At 47.4% G+C, this 16,445-nt stretch carries 11 protein-coding genes; 7 read left to right on the plus strand and 4 right to left on the minus strand.

From position 1 onward, the window contains the following. Positions 1-200: 200 nt before the first annotated feature. The 6 genes from K5677_RS12930 (at position 201) to K5677_RS12955 (ending at position 10,453) form a co-directional block, all read left to right on the plus strand. On the plus strand, positions 201-2,510 hold the full coding sequence (locus K5677_RS12930) for a cellulase family glycosylhydrolase (protein ID WP_296728752.1): 2,310 nt from the start codon (positions 201-203) through the stop codon (positions 2,508-2,510). Between the two features lie 330 nt (positions 2,511-2,840). After that, complete coding sequence (locus K5677_RS12935) at positions 2,841-3,554, plus strand: CpsB/CapC family capsule biosynthesis tyrosine phosphatase (RefSeq protein ID WP_296728753.1); 714 nt, start codon at positions 2,841-2,843, stop codon at positions 3,552-3,554. Positions 3,555-3,598: 44 nt separating this feature from the next. Further along, positions 3,599-5,572, plus strand: coding sequence for a nucleoside-diphosphate sugar epimerase/dehydratase (locus K5677_RS12940; RefSeq protein WP_296728754.1), 1,974 nt, complete (start codon positions 3,599-3,601; stop codon positions 5,570-5,572). 50 nt (positions 5,573-5,622) lie between these two features. Beyond that, on the plus strand, positions 5,623-6,645 hold the full coding sequence (fliB, locus tag K5677_RS12945; protein WP_296728755.1) for a flagellin lysine-N-methylase: 1,023 nt from the start codon (positions 5,623-5,625) through the stop codon (positions 6,643-6,645). 99 nt (positions 6,646-6,744) lie between these two features. Continuing rightward, positions 6,745-8,997, plus strand: coding sequence for a leucine-rich repeat domain-containing protein (locus K5677_RS12950; protein ID WP_296728756.1), 2,253 nt, complete (start codon positions 6,745-6,747; stop codon positions 8,995-8,997). Beyond that, entirely contained in the window at positions 8,984-10,453 is a 1,470-nt protein-coding gene (locus K5677_RS12955) for a leucine-rich repeat domain-containing protein (protein ID WP_296728762.1), read from the plus strand. The genes K5677_RS12950 and K5677_RS12955 overlap by 14 nt, the downstream gene beginning before the upstream one ends. Before the next feature lie 43 nt (positions 10,454-10,496). On the opposite strand, the gene K5677_RS12960 is transcribed toward K5677_RS12955, so the two are convergent. The 4 genes from K5677_RS12960 to K5677_RS12975 form a co-directional block, all read right to left on the minus strand. Beyond that, positions 10,497-10,898: an EF-Tu/IF-2/RF-3 family GTPase gene (locus K5677_RS12960; RefSeq protein ID WP_296728757.1), complete on the minus strand. Its 402-nt coding sequence runs from the start codon at positions 10,896-10,898 to the stop codon at positions 10,497-10,499. A gap of 24 nt (positions 10,899-10,922) precedes the next feature. Then, positions 10,923-11,369: a ribonuclease HI gene (gene rnhA, locus K5677_RS12965; RefSeq protein ID WP_296728764.1), complete on the minus strand. Its 447-nt coding sequence runs from the start codon at positions 11,367-11,369 to the stop codon at positions 10,923-10,925. A 387-nt stretch (positions 11,370-11,756) separates the two neighbouring features. Continuing rightward, positions 11,757-13,202 (minus strand): proline--tRNA ligase, encoded by a 1,446-nt coding sequence (gene proS / locus K5677_RS12970; RefSeq protein ID WP_296728759.1) that lies wholly within the window; start codon positions 13,200-13,202, stop codon positions 11,757-11,759. 187 nt (positions 13,203-13,389) lie between these two features. After that, positions 13,390-15,492, minus strand: coding sequence for an endo-1,4-beta-xylanase (locus tag K5677_RS12975; protein ID WP_296728760.1), 2,103 nt, complete (start codon positions 15,490-15,492; stop codon positions 13,390-13,392). Positions 15,493-15,989: 497 nt separating this feature from the next. Here K5677_RS12975 and rplM point away from each other — a divergent pair, with 497 nt between their 5' ends. Then, on the plus strand, positions 15,990-16,418 hold the full coding sequence (rplM, locus tag K5677_RS12980; protein WP_028517099.1) for a 50S ribosomal protein L13: 429 nt from the start codon (positions 15,990-15,992) through the stop codon (positions 16,416-16,418). Positions 16,419-16,445: the final 27 nt, after the last annotated feature.

Below are 16,445 nucleotides of genomic sequence, written 5' to 3' on the forward strand. Positions count from 1 at the left end.
CCTCGATTTACCGCAGTTATACTGGCATTTATAATAAAAACTTCACCATAATTTCTATGCAAATATTGTTGCATTTTGCACAAAGAGGCTTGACTTTATTTTACATTTATGCTAAAATTTAGTTGTAAGGAAGTTAAGGTTTACTGCACTGTACCTTAACAAAAAAACTACTGATACTTTTTCAGGGAGGAAAGATACTTATGTTCAAGAATTCTAAGAACGTGAAGAGATTCGTAAGCATTTCTGCTGCGGCAGTATGCCTCCTTTCTTCACTTCGCATCGCACCGATCAGTTTTGTTTCTGACGCTGCGGACAAGACAATGACAGCATTTGAGATCACAGAAAACATGAAGGTGGGCTGGAATCTGGGTAATACCCTCGACGCTTATGCTCAGGAGCCCGATCCCAACAATCCGAAAGTTTATATCCCGGTAAAGAGTGCCGGTCTTGAAACAGAGACCTGCTGGGGCTGCCCAGAGGCAAACGAGACACTCTTCAAAGCTATCAAGGCAAAGGGCTTCAACACAGTCCGTATCCCTACAACATGGTTCCAGCACCTTGACGAGAATGATAACATCGATCCCCAGTGGCTGGCTCGTGTTCATCAGGTAGTTGACTACGCTTATAATAACGGTTTGTACGTTATCCTTAACGTTCACCATGAGGAGGGCTGGATCAACAGATCCGATCTTGCTACAGCTTATGACGAGATCAACCCCAGACTCATGAAGATCTGGACTCAGATAGCAACAGAATTCAAGGATTACGATCAGCACCTCATATTTGAGTGCATGAACGAGCCCCGTGCTAAGGGTACAGACTGGGAATGGTGGTCTGCAACTCCTGTTAAGGAAGCAGACGTTATCAACAAGCTCGAAGCTAACTTCGTTAAGCTCATCAGAGGCATGGACGGTCCTTACGCAAAGACTCGTCTTCTTATGCTCCCGGGCTATGTTGCAAGCTCAGACAAGACCTTCCTCAATCAGATCGTTCTTCCTGAGAATGACGACTTCCTTGCAGTTTCTATCCACGCTTACACTCCTTATAACTTCACAATGAATACTGACGAGAAGTCAGGTGCTTATCACGATACATTCACTAAGGAGTTCAGCAATGATCTTGCTTACAATCTACAGAACTTCCGTGATATGTTCGTTGACAAGGGTGTTCCTGTAGTTATCGGCGAAATGGGTACTTCCGACTTCGGAAATACACAGGCTCGTGTTGAGTGGACAACACAGTACTTTGAGACTACAAAGAAATACGGTATCCCCTGCGTTCTCTGGGACAACGGACAGAAAAAGGATGCCAGCGATCCCGCTCAGAACCCCGGTGAGGTACACGGCTATATTGATCGTAAAACAGGCGAATGGTTTGAAAACAACCTTCCTATCATCAACAAGATGATGGAGATCATGGACGACAGCTCTATCAAGTGGGGCAGCGAGTCAAAGATACCTACATTCGACCACCAGGATCTCTCAACAGGTAAGGTATTCCTCGAGAATGCTGAGATCGATGTTGCAAAGGAAAAGGAATACGGCAACTCAACTCCCGGCAAGGAGATCTCATGGGACGACCTCAAGGGCAAGGAAGTTGCTATCAAGTACACAGGCGATCAGCCTATCCTCGCAGTTTCCGATAAGGACTACAAGGGCTGGACAGAAATGGCTGCTTACACAGTTGACGAAGACAACAAGATCGCTTACTACCTCGTAGATCAGCAGGTTCCTGCTGCTTGGAGCGGTGATCTCGCTAACATCAACCATATGCAGGCAAGAACTCCGGGCAAGACAACTATCGAAAAGATGGTTATTCTCGACGCTCCTGATACTAAGATCGACGTTCCTGTTGACAAGACCAAGAAGACAAACATCGATTTCGCTAACGCTCAGGCAGGCGACAACCTCATCATCAAGATCAAGGGCGAACCCAATACAGATACTAACGGCTGTGTAGGCTTCAACGGCGACGGCTGGGAGCAGATCGAGTGGGAAGGCAAGACAGACGCTAACGGCGCTCTTACTGTTGAAATTCCCATGAGCAAGTTCCCAACTGGTCTCCAGTCAGCTGAGGCTCAGATCTGGTATCAGGCAGAGCTGGTTGACTTCGACGGCTATAACTTCGGCAAGGCAGAGGAAGTTACAACAACTACAACTACTACTTCTGCAACCACAACTACAACAACAAGCACATCTACAACAACTGTAACTGAGTCATCTACAACTTCTACCGATGCTACAACAACTACAACAGTTAAAGTTCCTGATAAGAAGAGCACCGGCAACGGTGACGCTAATCAGGACGGTCAGGTAGATATGTCTGATGTAGTTCTCATTATGCAGTCTCTCGCTAACCCCAACAAGTACAAGCTTGACGACAAGGCTGCTTCCGCTGCTGACGTTTACGAAAACAATGGCGTTACAGCTCAGGACGCTCTGGCTATCCAGTGCTTCCTCCTTAAAAAGATAGCTGCACTTCCAGTTCCGGAAGGCGTTATCGTTAAGTGATTTACTCACAAAATCCAGGTTTCTCATATACCTCAGAGTACGGCTGCCTATGGCAGCTGTACTTTTTTTACCTGATTTTGGTAATATAATTACCAAGTTTACATATTATTTAATATTAACTTTTGTTACCTATTGACAAAGCGCTGTTTCCTGTTATATAATTATATCGACGCCGTTTTTAAGATTATTTTAAGGGAATTGGTGTAAACGGCATTTACAAAAAGATATAACAGCGGCAGAGAAAAATATACGCCGTGCTGCCCCGATAGATGTTTTGCTTTTTAAGCTGGGGAAATGTAGTTCAAAAAAGAAAAAGGAAGACAACTGAATATGCTTACAGATTACCATTGCCATATTCTGCCCGAATTTGACGACGGTGCTGTGGACGCAGAGACCTCTCTTGAAATGATAAATATCATGAAGGAGCAGGGCGTTGAGCGTATTATCGCTACGCCCCATTTCTATGCCCACGAGGAACGGTCACTGACAGAATATCTGCTCAGACGTGAGGAAGCCTATGAGAGCATGGCTGAGCTTGCGGAATTGCAGAATATAGCCTTGCCGAATATCGCACTCGGAGCTGAGGTCGCTGTCGAGCACGGTATATCAAAGCTGCACGGTATCGACAGGCTCGCAATAGAGGATTCAGAGCTGATATTGCTTGAGCTGCCCTTTCGTGACTATGAGGAATGGATGTCAGAGGAGATAAACGCCATACGGTCAGAATACGGTCTGACTGTCGTCCTCGCTCATATCCACCGCTATATGGCGTATTATACGCCTGAGAATTTTGACAGGATATTACAGACAGACGCTGTTTTTCAGTTCAATAATGAGGTGTTTCTCCTTGACAGAGAAGCAGAGCTGTTAAAGCAGCTGAATGACGCAAAACGCAGTATCATCTTCGGCAGCGACGCCCATAACACCGATACACGCCGACCTAATTGGGATTTACTTTTGGAGAGATGTGATCCCGAGCTTGTAAAGGCTTCAGACGAGCTGCTGCCATTCATAACAGATGAAGTTGTAATTGGAGAGGGATAAATAAAAACATTATCGGCTTTTATGCTGATATGGGGGGAAGAAAATTGAAAAAAACACTTGAGAAATTCAGCATACGCAGAATAATTCTCGCCTTTGCTGACGTATTCATCGTAATTTCAGCCGCATTGATCGCCAATTTTGTGCTTTCATTCTTTAATGCAGACGTCGGGCGCTCAGATATGCTCATGAGCTTCGCTGTATGCTCACTTACCTGCTGCGGCACACTGTTCATATTCGGCGCTTACTGCAAGCTGTGGAGATTCTTCCACAAGCGCGACTATCTGTCCTGTATCAACGGAGTCGTCTTCGGCTTCCTTGCAGCAGGCATCATAGTCTATATCATACGCAATGACGTTCCTGCCCTGTTTCTGACAGTTCAGGCTGCTATTACGCTGGTGGGCGTGTGCCTGTTCAGACTGCTGTTCAAAGAGACCTTCGTGACATTCTCAAAGTCAAAGACCGACGGCAGCCGCAAGCGTACCATGATAGTAGGCGCAGGACAGACCTGCCGTATGATACTTACAGAGATCGAAAACGCCAAAAAGTCTCCATTTGAGGACGACAAGGTATCGGCGGTATATGATCCTGTCTGCATCATCGACGATGACAGAAGCAAGATCGGTACCGAAATAAACGGCGTTACAGTTGTTGGTACTACCCACGAGATACATAAATTCGTTGACCAGCAGCACATCGACCAGATAATCTTCGCTATTCCTTCGTGTCTTGAGGACGAGCGCAAGCGTATCCTTGATGTGTGCTCGGGAACAGGCGCTAAGGTCAAGGTAGTTCCCTTTATCGGAAGCCTTATCTTTGACGGCGGAAATACTCCTATCCTCACTCAGATGCGTGACATCAAGGTCGAGGACCTCCTCGGACGTGCTCCTATCAAGTTCGACAACGAGGATATAAGAAACTTCATCAGCGGCAAGACCTGTATGGTAACAGGCGGCGGCGGAAGCATCGGCTCTGAACTGGTGCGCCAGATAGCCAAGTATAACCCCAGACACGTCATTATCGTCGACATCTATGAGAATAACGCCTACGACGTTCAGCAGGAACTCATAATGGAGTACGGAGACAAGCTTAATCTTACCGTGCTTATTGCCTCTGTAAGGGATTACTACCGCATGAACTGCATATTCGACCGCTACAAGCCGGATATCGTGTTCCATGCAGCTGCCCATAAGCACGTTCCTCTTATGGAAAACTCACCTATGGAAGCTATCAAGAACAACGTCATCGGCACATTCAATACTGCTACTCTTGCACAGTTCCACAAGGTAAAGAAGTTCGTTATGATATCAACGGACAAGGCTGTGAATCCTACCAACGTAATGGGCGCTTCAAAGCGCTGCTGCGAGATGATAATCCAGTATCTGTCACAGCAGCATGACGGCTGTACAGAGTTCGTAACTACAAGATTCGGCAATGTTCTCGGCTCAAACGGCTCTGTTATACCGCTTTTCAGACGTCAGATAGAAGCAGGCAGACCTGTTACGGTAACCCACCCTGACGTTATCAGGTACTTTATGACGATACCCGAGGCTGTAAGCCTCGTTATGGAGGCTGCTGCCATAGCTCACGGCGGCGAGATATTCGTCCTCGATATGGGACAGCCTGTACACATCGTAAGACTTGCGGAAAATCTTATCCGTATGTACGGAAAGAAGCCCTATGAGGACGTAGAGATAAAGTTCACAGGTCTCCGCCCCGGCGAAAAGCTCCGCGAGGAACTCCTTATGGACGAGGAGGGACTGCAAAAGACCTCAAACGAGCTTATCTTTATCGGCAAGCAGATAGAGCTTGACAGCGACAAGTTCATCAAGCAGCTGAGAAAGCTCCGCAACGCCGCAAACGAGAATCTCAACGACGTGGCTGTTGAGGCTCTCCACGAGATAGTTCCTACATTTACGACACCCGAGGAATTCAACCGTGCAGAGCTCATTACCGAAAAGAAAAACCCAAAGATACACAAGGAGGACTACGATAACGTCCCCTATCATAAGAAAAAATAATATTCAAAAGGGACTGGCTGTACAGTCCCTTTATTTTTGAGGTGAATGATATGATATACAGAACGCCCGGATATTGCCGCGATTTCCGCTGTATCGCAGGAGACTGCCGTGACAGCTGCTGCAAGGGCTGGGAAATAGATATAGACAGCGACACCTGTGGCTTTTACATGAGCGTAGACGGAGAATTCGGAGAAAGACTGCGCAAAAGCATACGTGACAGCTCATTTCTGCTGACCGAGGACGAGCGCTGCCCTTTTCTCAATGCACAGGGACTCTGTGATATCTACACCGAGCTTGGCGAGGAAAATCTCTGCCAGATATGCTCTGACCACCCCCGTTATTTTGAGTGGTTCGGCACTTTCAAGGAGGGCGGTATCGGACTATGCTGCGAGGCTGCCGCAAGACTCATACTTTCAAGCCCCTTTTCCCTCTGCGAGGAGGATATTCCCTATGAATCGGCTTCGGGCGATTACGACGAGGAGCTTCTCAGCCTGCTCCTTGATGTCCGCAGTGAGATGTTCGCGGTATTGACCGACGAAACTATCCCCCTTGCCGAAGCCCTCTGCCGCGTACTGAACATTGCCGCGGACGCACAGCAGTACATAGACGTACCTGCCGCTGAGTCTCCGAAAACAGGCAGCACAGACGGTCTCAGCGCAGTATTCTCCTGCCTTGAGGAGCTGGAGCCCATTGACGAGCACTGGCTGCCCTATATCCGCGGATGCAGAGAAAGGCTGAAAACAGCACCTGCGGCGGACAGCGCTCACCTGCCCTATCTGCGCAGGATAGCCCTGTATCTTATCTTCCGCTATCTGCTGAAAAGCGTATACGACGGCAGGGTGCTGAGCTTTGCAAAATTCGCGGCATTCAGCGTCATCGTCATAAGCGCACTTTATCGCTGCAAGGCAGCTGAGGGGTACTGCGGATTTGAGGAATGTGCCGATATTGCTAAGGATTATTCCAAAGAAGTGGAGTATTCCGACGAAAATATGGCTAAGCTCCTTGAACTGCTGGACAGCAGCCCTTATTTCAGCTGTGAGCTGCTGAAGGAGCTTCTCAGGGACGGAATCTGAAAACTGGGTGAAATTTATTGAAATAATAAGCCTACTGTGATATAATGTAAGAGAATTATTGGCTCTGTGCGAGCAAATTATAATGAGAGGGTAATATTTATGTTTGACCGCAAAAAAACGGCTGCTTTTATCGCAGGTCTTCTTATCTGCGCATATTCGGCTGTTCCTGCTATAAATGCATTCGCCGATGAGGATTTCCTTGTAGAGGGCGCTACAGAAGCCGCTGTAAGCACGGATACCTACACAAAGAGCGGCGATTTCATGTACTCGCTGACTACTGACGGAAAGGTGTGCATCGAAGACTGCACAAGCACTGCCGAAGATCTTGTTATCCCCGATACTCTCGACGGTATCGCAGTTACCGAGCTCGGCAGATCGGCTCTCGGCAGCGACCACAATAACAGCACCTTCAAGACAGTTACTATCCCTGCCTCTGTGACCTATATCTCCGCCGACAATCCCTTTGTATTCTGCACAAATCTCTCAGAGATAAAGGTTGCCGAGGGGAACGCCGATTTCTGCGCCGAGGACGGAATATTATACAACAAGGACAAGACCGAGCTTATCTGCTATCCATGTTGCAAAAAGGGCGACAGCTTCGCTATCCCCGGAACTGTAAAGCAGATAGGCGCTTCTGCATTTTATAATACCATACCACACGAGATAACCATGCCTGCTTCACTCGAAAAGGTCGAGCACTTCGCCTTTGCCTACACAAGGCTGAGCTCTGCCGATTTCAGCGGAACCAAGCTTGAGTATATCAGCGATTATGCCTTTACAAGCTGTAATAGTCTCAGCGAGATAAAGCTCCCCGATACTCTTGAACATATCGGCGGCGGAGCCTTTGCAAGCTGCGGAACTCTTGATGAGATAACCCTGCCAAACAAGCTTCTGACCATAGGTCAGTATGCTTTCTTCGATACAGGGCTCACCGAGATTGTAATACCCGATTCAGTCACAACTATAGGCTACTGCGCATTCGGCTACTATACAGGCGCAAGCGGTCAGACAGCCTCTAAGGACGAAGCCTTTACTATCGTAGGCAAACAGGGCGGTGCTGCGTCTTTGTATGCCCATGATAAGGACTCTGATTACGATTATCAGAATAACTTCTCATTCCTTACTCCCGAGGAGTATGAAGAGAAGCAGGTGGAAATGCAGGCTCTTAACAGCACAAGGTCCGGCGACTATGATTACGCCGAAATAAACGGCGAGACAGTGCTCACCTTCTGCTATTCACAGGACGATAAGATAACTGTCCCGGATACCATTGACGGCAAAAAGGTAGATGCCATATACACCTCATGCTTCAATGTGAGCTGCCCTGCCTCTGAGGTCATAATCCCCGACGGAATCAAGGAGATAAAGCGCAGAGCCTTCTTTGAGTGCGGAAACCTCAAAAAGATAACCGCAGCCGCAAGCGTAAAAACTATAGGCGACAACGCCTTTGATACCTGTCAGGCTCTGGAAAATGTCGAGCTTCTCGGCGCAGAGACCATAGGAAACCACATTTTCCGCGAATGTACAGCTCTCAGGACCTTTAAGGCTGACGGCTGTCTGAAGGAATGGAACGACGAGGAGCCCTTCCTGTACTCCACAGGTCTTGAGGATATAACGATCACCGAGGGCGACGGCAATTACAGCTCTGAAAACGGTATCCTCTACAATAAGGACAAGTCTATCCTTATCGCTTATCCCCCTGCAAAGCCTGAGACCGAGTTCAAAGCTCCGAAGGGCTTGAAGGAGATAGCACAGTCCGCCTTTATCCGCGCATTGAATCTGAAAAAGGTTGAGCTTCCTGATGTCGATATTATAAACGCATACGCCTTTGAGGGCTGTGAGAACCTCAGCGAGGTAAAGCTTTCTGACAGCCTCACAACTCTCGGCGCTGACGCTTTCTACAACTGCTATGCGCTGAAATCACTGCATCTTCCCGACACTCTTGTAAATATCGGCACCTGTGCATTCGGCTTCCGTCATGATGACAATGCCGACACAGCAAATGGTGCTCCCTCAGATGTTCTCATAGAGGGCTTCAAGCTCTACACAGTAAAGAACAGCGAGGCATACAAACGTGCAAAGGACGACGGTATAGAGGTCATCACAGGCACTACAGAGATATTCGGCAAAAATATCTCTACAGGCTTTATTTATACTGTTATCGGCATTATAGCTGCATTTATCCTCGGCATTATCGGCGTTTTCACAGGCAAAAAGCTGAAAAAGAGCAAAGCTGAAAAGGTCAGGGCTGAAAACAGGGAAAAGGCTGCTAAGCGCCGCAAAGAGCGTCAGGAAGCAGAAAATGATGATGCCGACAAGGAGGAAGATTCCCTTGAAGATGATGAGGATTAAGAATATCGCCGCAGCTGTCACAGCTTTCGGTGCAGCTGTATGCTGTGCAGTCCCGATGGGCACAGCTGCCGACGACCTGCAGGGCGCAAACGATGAACTGTACGACGGCTCGTTCTATTATGAGCTCAATGACGACGACACCTATACTATCACAAAGTGCAGTGCTATAATCGTTGAAAAGGTGCCTTCCATAAGAAACGGAAAGGCTATAACAGCTATCGGCGATGAGGCATTCGCCTACTGTACGGGAATATCCACACTGGAGATACCTGATTCGGTAACATCTATCGGCAAAAATGCGTTCTATGGCTGCGAATCACTGAAAAATGTCACTATGCCGAAAAAGCTGTCACATCTTGGCGACCATGCATTTTTTGACTGCAAGAACCTTACAAGCATTGAGCTGCCTTCAACTATAGCAGAAATACCCGATTATTCATTTGCACTCTGTGACGCTCTTACAGATATAAAGCTCCCCGACACAGTCACAAAGCTTGGCGATTACGCCTTTTATCAGTGCAGCGGTGTAAGCTCCTTCAGGCTTCCTGCTTCGCTCCAGACTATCGGCGATAATGCTATGGGAAGCTGGTTTGCTGTAAATGATATTGACGCCTCTGCAAACAGCTCATTTATCTATGAGAACGATATGCTCATGGATAAGAAAAAGTCTGAGATATTCCGCGCTTCTTCCCAGATAAGCGGCGAGATAAATATCCCCGACGGAGTACAGAAGATACACTCAGGCGCTTTCTCAGGCTGTGCAAAGCTCAATGCCCTGCACTTCCCCGGCTCTCTCACCGCTATACAGGACGAGGCTTTCAGCTATTGCTCAGAGATAAAATCTGTTGACTTCTCGGAGGGACTTGATTCAATAGGCTACGGAGCGTTCCTGTTCGACCAGAAGATAGAAACGCTGGCACTGCCAACTACTCTGAAAAAAATAGACAACAATGCCTTTGCATACTGCATGGCGCTGAACAAGCTCATACTCCCCGAGGGCGTAGAATCCATAGGCGAGGACGCCTTCCTTGTATGTGACGCCCTTAAACAGGTCAGCATACCAAAAAGTGTCAAGACCATAGGCAAGAACGCTTTCGGCTACACTGTGGAGAACTCGGAAAGACAGCTCCTTGAGGGCTTCAATCTCAGTGTTTTCTCAGGCTCGGCAGGTGAAAAGTACGCAAAATCCGAAAAAATAACACACACTGTTACCGACGTGAACCTGAAAAAGGTGGCTTTCATAGCCGCTATGGCAGGACTTGCCGTACTTGTCATCGTTTTTGCCGTAGTTCTCATGCGCAGAAGCTCGAAAACAGCCTCAGCAAGCGCAAAAAAGGCTCTTAAAGCTAAAAAGGAAGCCGAGGAGGCTAAAAACTACAAAAAAATAATGGACGACGAAGCCGAGGTTAAGGAGTCAGACGAAAATGACTCAGCCGAGGACGAAGAACAGGAATAATAACAAAAAAGCCATAAAGGACTGACCTTTATGGCTTTTATTTTTACTTCTTTATAATATCATTGCGAAAGACCTGTTTTCTGTCCACGTCCTTGAGGATAAAGCCTGCATTTGCTCCCTCAGAGACACTTTCGCATACCTTGCGGAACTGCTCGATGCCCATAATGACCGTAGGGATACCGTCGTTATTGCCGTGAACTATGCGTACCTCATCACCTACGCGGAAAACTCCGCCTGTGACTGTACCCGTGACCACCGTTCCCCTGCCGCTTACAGTGAAAACATCGCTTACCACAAACTCAGAATATGTACCCTCGGCAACTCCCGACTGCGGTGTATAGTATTCCTCGTATTCGCGGAGCTCCTTTTCATCGTCTGTCATGAAGCTGTTGTCCTTTGGTTCGCGGTTAAAAAGCATATTCTTGATGCTGTCTAAAAGTCCCATATTCTCACTCCCTGTTCATGTTCATTACCCTGCGTGTATATCCCTCTGCTCAACCGCAAGGCGGTCACAGCGCTCATTTTCGGGGTGTCCTGCGTGTCCCTTTACCCAGTTGAAGGTTACGTCATGCTTTTCAAGGAGGGGCAGGAGCTGTTCCCATAGATCGACATTGAGGGCAGGCTTCTTATCGGACTTTATCCAGCCTTTTTTCTTCCAGCCGTACACCCAGCCCTTTGTGACGCTGTCTACTACGTACTTGCTGTCGGTAGTGAGTATGACCTTGCAGGGCTCCTTCAAGGCTGAAAGTCCCGTTATAACGCCGAGAAGCTCCATTCTGTTGTTGGTGGTGGCTCTGTCGCCGCCTGAGAGTTCCTTTTCTACGCTGCCGAAGCGGAGGACCACTCCGTATCCGCCGGGACCGGGATTGCCGCTGCAGGCGCCGTCTGTGAATATCTCAACTGTTTTGATCGCTATCACCCCTTTTATGAAGCCCTTAGCCTTTAGCCATCAGGGAGTCACCGCCCCTGCAATGGGCTAATGGCTGAATTTTGATTTATCTTATGACTTGATACTTATATGTAGGGGCGCACAGTGTGTGCCTGCAAACATACACATCAATTTTGACACGGGCGAACAATGTTCGCCCCTACAACGCCAATTTTTTGGGACGTCGAGGACGCCGTCCCCTACAAATATAAATTTTGATTTTTCTCAGTAAAATTATATCATACCACTTTCTCAGTGTCAATAGAAAAGCCACAGTATTTCCGGCGATAATACAAGAAATACTATGGCTTACATACTTTTATAACAGCGGATAACATCCGCCTCTGCAAGCTAATGCCTAACAGCTAAGGGCTATTAATATGCCTTGCCCCAGTATACCATGCACTTTGCAGGCTTGCCGCAGCATACGCACTTGTCGCTGAGCTGCTCCTGCTCAAACGGGATACATCTTGAGCCTACGCCTGTCTTTTCCTTGACCTCGTCCTCGCAAGCTTCTTCGCCGCACCACATAGCCTTTACAAAGCCGTCGCCGTGCTCTGCAAGCGCCTTGTTTATCTCGTCGATAGTTGTGCAGGAATATGTTCTGTTTGCGCGGTTCTCAGCAGCCTTGTTGAACATACCCTCTGGTATCTCCTTTTCAAGGAGAGCCTTTACGTATACCGCAAGGTCGCCCAGTGAAACAGTCTTCTTCTCGCCGCTGTAGCGTACAGCCACGATGCACTGATTCTCCTCAATATCACGGGGACCTATCTCTATACGTACAGGAACGCCCTTCATCTCATACTCTGCAAACTTCCAGCCCGGTGAGTTCTCACTGTCGTCCAGCTTTACTCTGATGCCTGCTGCCTTGAGCTCGCTGATAAGCTCCCCTGCCTTGTCAAGAACGCCCTCCTTATGCTGAGCGATAGGCACGATAACTGCCTGTACAGGCGCTACAGCAGGTGGGAGCACAAGACCGCTGTTATCGCCGTGAGTCATGATAACTGCGCCGATAAGACGTGTTGTAACGCCCCAGCTTGTCTGGTGAGGATTAACTCTCTTGTTTTCCTTGTCTGTATATTCAATTCCGAAAGCCTTTGCAAAGCCGTCGCCGAAATAATGTGATGTACCAGCCTGTAAAGCCTTGCCGTCGTGCATAAGCGCCTCGATAGCATATGTAGAAACAGCTCCTGCGAACTTGTCGCTCTCTGTCTTCTTACCCTTGATAACAGGCATTGCAAGAGACTTTTCGCAGAAATCCGCATATACATTCAGCATACGCTCTGTTTCCTCGATCGCCTCCTCAGCAGTTGCATGGATAGTATGTCCCTCCTGCCAGAGGAACTCTCTTGAACGGAGGAAAGGACGTGTGGTCTTTTCCCAGCGGACAACGCTTACCCACTGGTTATAGAGCTTTGGAAGGTCTCTGTAGGAATGAACGATATTTGCGTAGTGCTCGCAGAAAAGAGTCTCTGATGTAGGACGTACACAGAGTCTGTCCTCCAGCTTTTCGCTTCCGCCGTGAGTTACCCATGCTACCTCGGGAGCGAAGCCCTCAACGTGGTCCTTTTCCTTCTGGAGAAGGCTCTCTGGGATAAACATAGGCATACATACATTCTCATGTCCCAGCTCCTTGAAGGTAGTATCGAGGATATGCTGCATATTCTCCCATATAGCGTAGCCGTAGGGGCGTATTACCATACAGCCCTTGACGCTTGTATATTCAATAAGCTCTGCTTTTTTGCAGATGTCGGTATACCACTGTGCGAAATCCTCGTCCATTGAGGTTATTTCGGATACCAGCTTTTTATCTTTTGCCATATATATGACCTCTTTCTCTTATATTTCAATAGATATTATCATTATATCATCTATTATAGAGAATGTCAAACCTATTTTTGCGTAAAGCTGATAAAGATAAAAAAGACTGCACGGACTCGCCGTGCAGCCTTAGATAAACTATATCATGTAAAGTTCAGCATATTGGATATCTTATGAGTGGAAGCCCTTAGTCTGCTTTAGGTGCAAACTCAAGTGAAGCACGCTTGCCGAGGAGGTATTCCTGTATTGCAAGTGCATCGTCGTTTGTAACGCCCTTGCTTGTTCCGACAACATCAGCATTTGCTCTGCCCTGAGCTGTAAGGCAGTGCTCATCTGAACCGCCGACATCGTACTTATTGGGGTTAGCAAGAGCCTGCATTATGATAACAACGTCGCCCATGTCGATGCCCTTATCGTTGTTGGAGTCACCGACAATAGTTGGCTTTAACTCGCCTGTTACTATAGTAGTAGTTGTTGTACCCTCAGGTGTTGATACAGTTGTAGTTGTTGTAGCCGAAGTTGTTTTTGCAGAAGAAGTAGTAGTTGTTGTTGCAGATGTAGTAGTTGTTGTTGTCTTGTTCTCGCCGTTTGCGATAGTAGTTCTTACAGGATCAGAAGCTGTCTTGCCATCTACGATAGACTTGAATGCAGGCTTAGCCATGAAGTCCTTGTCGAAGATAAGCGGATTCTGTGAAGCTCTCCAGCTCTTTGTATCTGTAACGCCCCAGAAGATAACTGCTGAGATCTTGTCAGCATACTTCTCATAGATGTCGAAGAGTCCTTTGTAGTACTTAGCCTGAATATCGAAATACTTATCGCCTGAATTCTCCTGTACAGTAGCGTCAAGCTCTGTGATCTGAACGTCAAGACCGAGAGCTGAATACTTCTTTACAGCGTTCTCGTACATATTAAGTGACGGGAATGCAGCGTCAAGGCTCTGTCTTACGTCAAGGTGAGACTGCATACCGATACCGTCGATATTGCCGGCCTTCTTGAGTCTCTCTGCCATATCGCATACAGCATTGAGTTTTCCGTCCATATACTCGTTGAAGTCGTTGTAGTAGAGCTTGCAGCCCTCAGGAGCATACTTTCTTGCATACTCGAAAGCGTAGTCGATGAATGAGTTATCGCCGAATACAGCTACCCAGTCAGAAGCAGCATAGTTATTGGACTGTCCGCAGTGACCTGCCTGACGGGGCTTTCCGTCGTCTGTCCATGCCTCGTTTACAACGTCGCAGGCATAGAAATCAATATCAGGATAGAGCTCTGTAAGTGTTGTGAAGAAGCTCTTGATGTAGTTTTCCATACGCTTCTTCATCTTTTCGGGAGAAACGTAATCCTTCTTCTCGTCGAAATCCGCCTTGAAGAACCACTCAGGAGTCTGGCTGTGCCATACAAGAGTGTGAACTCTTACAGGGATACCGTATTTTCTTGCATAGTTGAGAACAGGCTTAGCCTGTGAGAAGCTGATCTGAGGAGTCTCGTCGTCACCTGTCTCCTCAAGGTATTTCAGTGTAGCTTCCTTGTTGAGAACGTAGTCAGGCTTCATCTGGTTACCCACTGTGATGCTCTCGCCGAAGTGCTTCTGAACGAGATCCATGAAAGGCTTTGAAGCAAGATCATCAGGAGTAAGTGCTGTACCCACCTTGAACTTGTCCTTGTATATCTCGCTGAGTGAAGGAAGATCGCTTTCAATATCTACAGAAGGAGCTTCAACTACCTTGAAGTCGTCGATATAGAGATCGTCAGAGCCGCCCTCGAAGTATACATAAACACCTTCCATGCCGTCGCTGTAGCTTACAGGAACGTTCTTGATGCTCTGCCAGTCGCTGCCGTTGAGGTTCTGAGCGAGGTTCGAGTATGATGTCTGACCGTCGATAGTGTACTGGAAGCTGAACATAGCTCCTGTGTAGTACTTGCCCTTTACGGAAGCACTGATGTAGTACTGTGTGTTAGGCTCGAGAACACCGTCGAGACGGAAAGCAGGTCCGTTCCAGCTTTCGCTTCTTCCGCTTGCGCAAAGAGCGCTTGAACCGCTCTTCTTCTCGTCTGTAGCAATAGAAAGCTTAGTAGTGTCATCTCCGCCTCTGTTTGACCAGTATTTGAGATCGTCTTCACTCTCAAAGCCGAACTCATAAACTACCTTGCCCTCTTTCGCGTCTGCTGTTTTGCTGTTTGCAAGCTGCACACCTGCGGGAACTGCCGCATTAGCAGTCGAAGCCACAGCTGTAAGCGCCATAGCTGCACCCATAACGCCTGCAATCAGCTTCTTCATGTTTTTTCCTCTCATTGTTAATTCCTCCAAAAATAAATTTTTGTGTTTATATTGTAACACGATTGTGCATTTATGTCAATGATTCTGCAGTACAATCAGCAATAATTGGTATGATTACATATATCAAAAGCAAAAATGGTCAGCTTAGGGCATAATGATCATCATTTCTGGTCAGTCAGCTCAGAATGTCGTATCCCTATATCAAATTGCACACAATTCTTTGAAATATCTCACCGTTTTTCTACCTCAAAAAGCTGAAATGAAACACGAGAAACAGAGAGAAAGAGAGCATAAGCGAGAGATTTCAAGAGAAAACAGGGTATATATTAAAAAAATCCCGAAAAACCTCTTGACATCTACCCTGCTATAGTGTATAATAAATCTTGCACTGCGGAGGAACAGGCGTTTTTTCGGGAAGCAAGAGGCAGGTCCTCGGCGCTTCTCCGGGAGGCTCTGCCTCTTGTTTCCGAATTCGCTTTCCGTCCGAAATTTTATTACAGGAGGAAATATTTATGTCAACTACACTGGCAAAACCCGCTGAAGTAAGCCGTACTTGGTATATCCTCGACGCTGAGGGACAGTCCCTCGGTCGTGTTGCTGCTAAGGCTGCTCACATCCTCAGAGGTAAGCACAAGCCCACTTATACTCCCAATGTTGATTGCGGAGACCACGTTATCGTTATCAACTGCGCTAAGGCTGTTCTCACAGGCAGAAAGCTCGAGCAGAAGAAGTACTACTGGCACACAGGCTGGATCGGCGGCCTCAAGTCCATTTCTTACAAGGACATGATGGCTGAGCAGGCTGACAGAGCTATGATGATCGCTGTAAACGGTATGCTCCCTAACAACAGCCTCGGCAGAGCTCAGCTCAAGAGACTCAGAACCTACAAGGACGCTAATCACAAGCAGGAGGCTCAGAAGCCTGTTGCTTACGAGCTTTAATAGGAGGTGCTTTTAAATGTACGAATC

This window comes from Ruminococcus sp. (assembly GCF_024684275.1).

What these genes read in the sequence shown, in the direction of transcription:
- K5677_RS12930 (WP_296728752.1), top strand. Translation starts at nt 201, where the DNA reads ATGTTCAAGAATTCTAAGAACGTGAAGAGATTCGTAAGCATTTCTGCT.
- K5677_RS12935 (WP_296728753.1), top strand. Translation starts at nt 2,841, where the DNA reads ATGCTTACAGATTACCATTGCCATATTCTGCCCGAATTTGACGACGGT.
- fliB (WP_296728755.1), top strand. Translation starts at nt 5,623, where the DNA reads ATGATATACAGAACGCCCGGATATTGCCGCGATTTCCGCTGTATCGCA.
- K5677_RS12950 (WP_296728756.1), top strand. Translation starts at nt 6,745, where the DNA reads ATGTTTGACCGCAAAAAAACGGCTGCTTTTATCGCAGGTCTTCTTATC.
- K5677_RS12955 (WP_296728762.1), top strand. Translation starts at nt 8,984, where the DNA reads ATGATGAGGATTAAGAATATCGCCGCAGCTGTCACAGCTTTCGGTGCA.
- K5677_RS12960 (WP_296728757.1), bottom strand. Translation starts at nt 10,898, where the DNA reads ATGGGACTTTTAGACAGCATCAAGAATATGCTTTTTAACCGCGAACCA.
- proS (WP_296728759.1), bottom strand. Translation starts at nt 13,202, where the DNA reads ATGGCAAAAGATAAAAAGCTGGTATCCGAAATAACCTCAATGGACGAG.
- K5677_RS12975 (WP_296728760.1), bottom strand. Translation starts at nt 15,492, where the DNA reads ATGAGAGGAAAAAACATGAAGAAGCTGATTGCAGGCGTTATGGGTGCA.
- rplM (WP_028517099.1), top strand. Translation starts at nt 15,990, where the DNA reads ATGTCAACTACACTGGCAAAACCCGCTGAAGTAAGCCGTACTTGGTAT.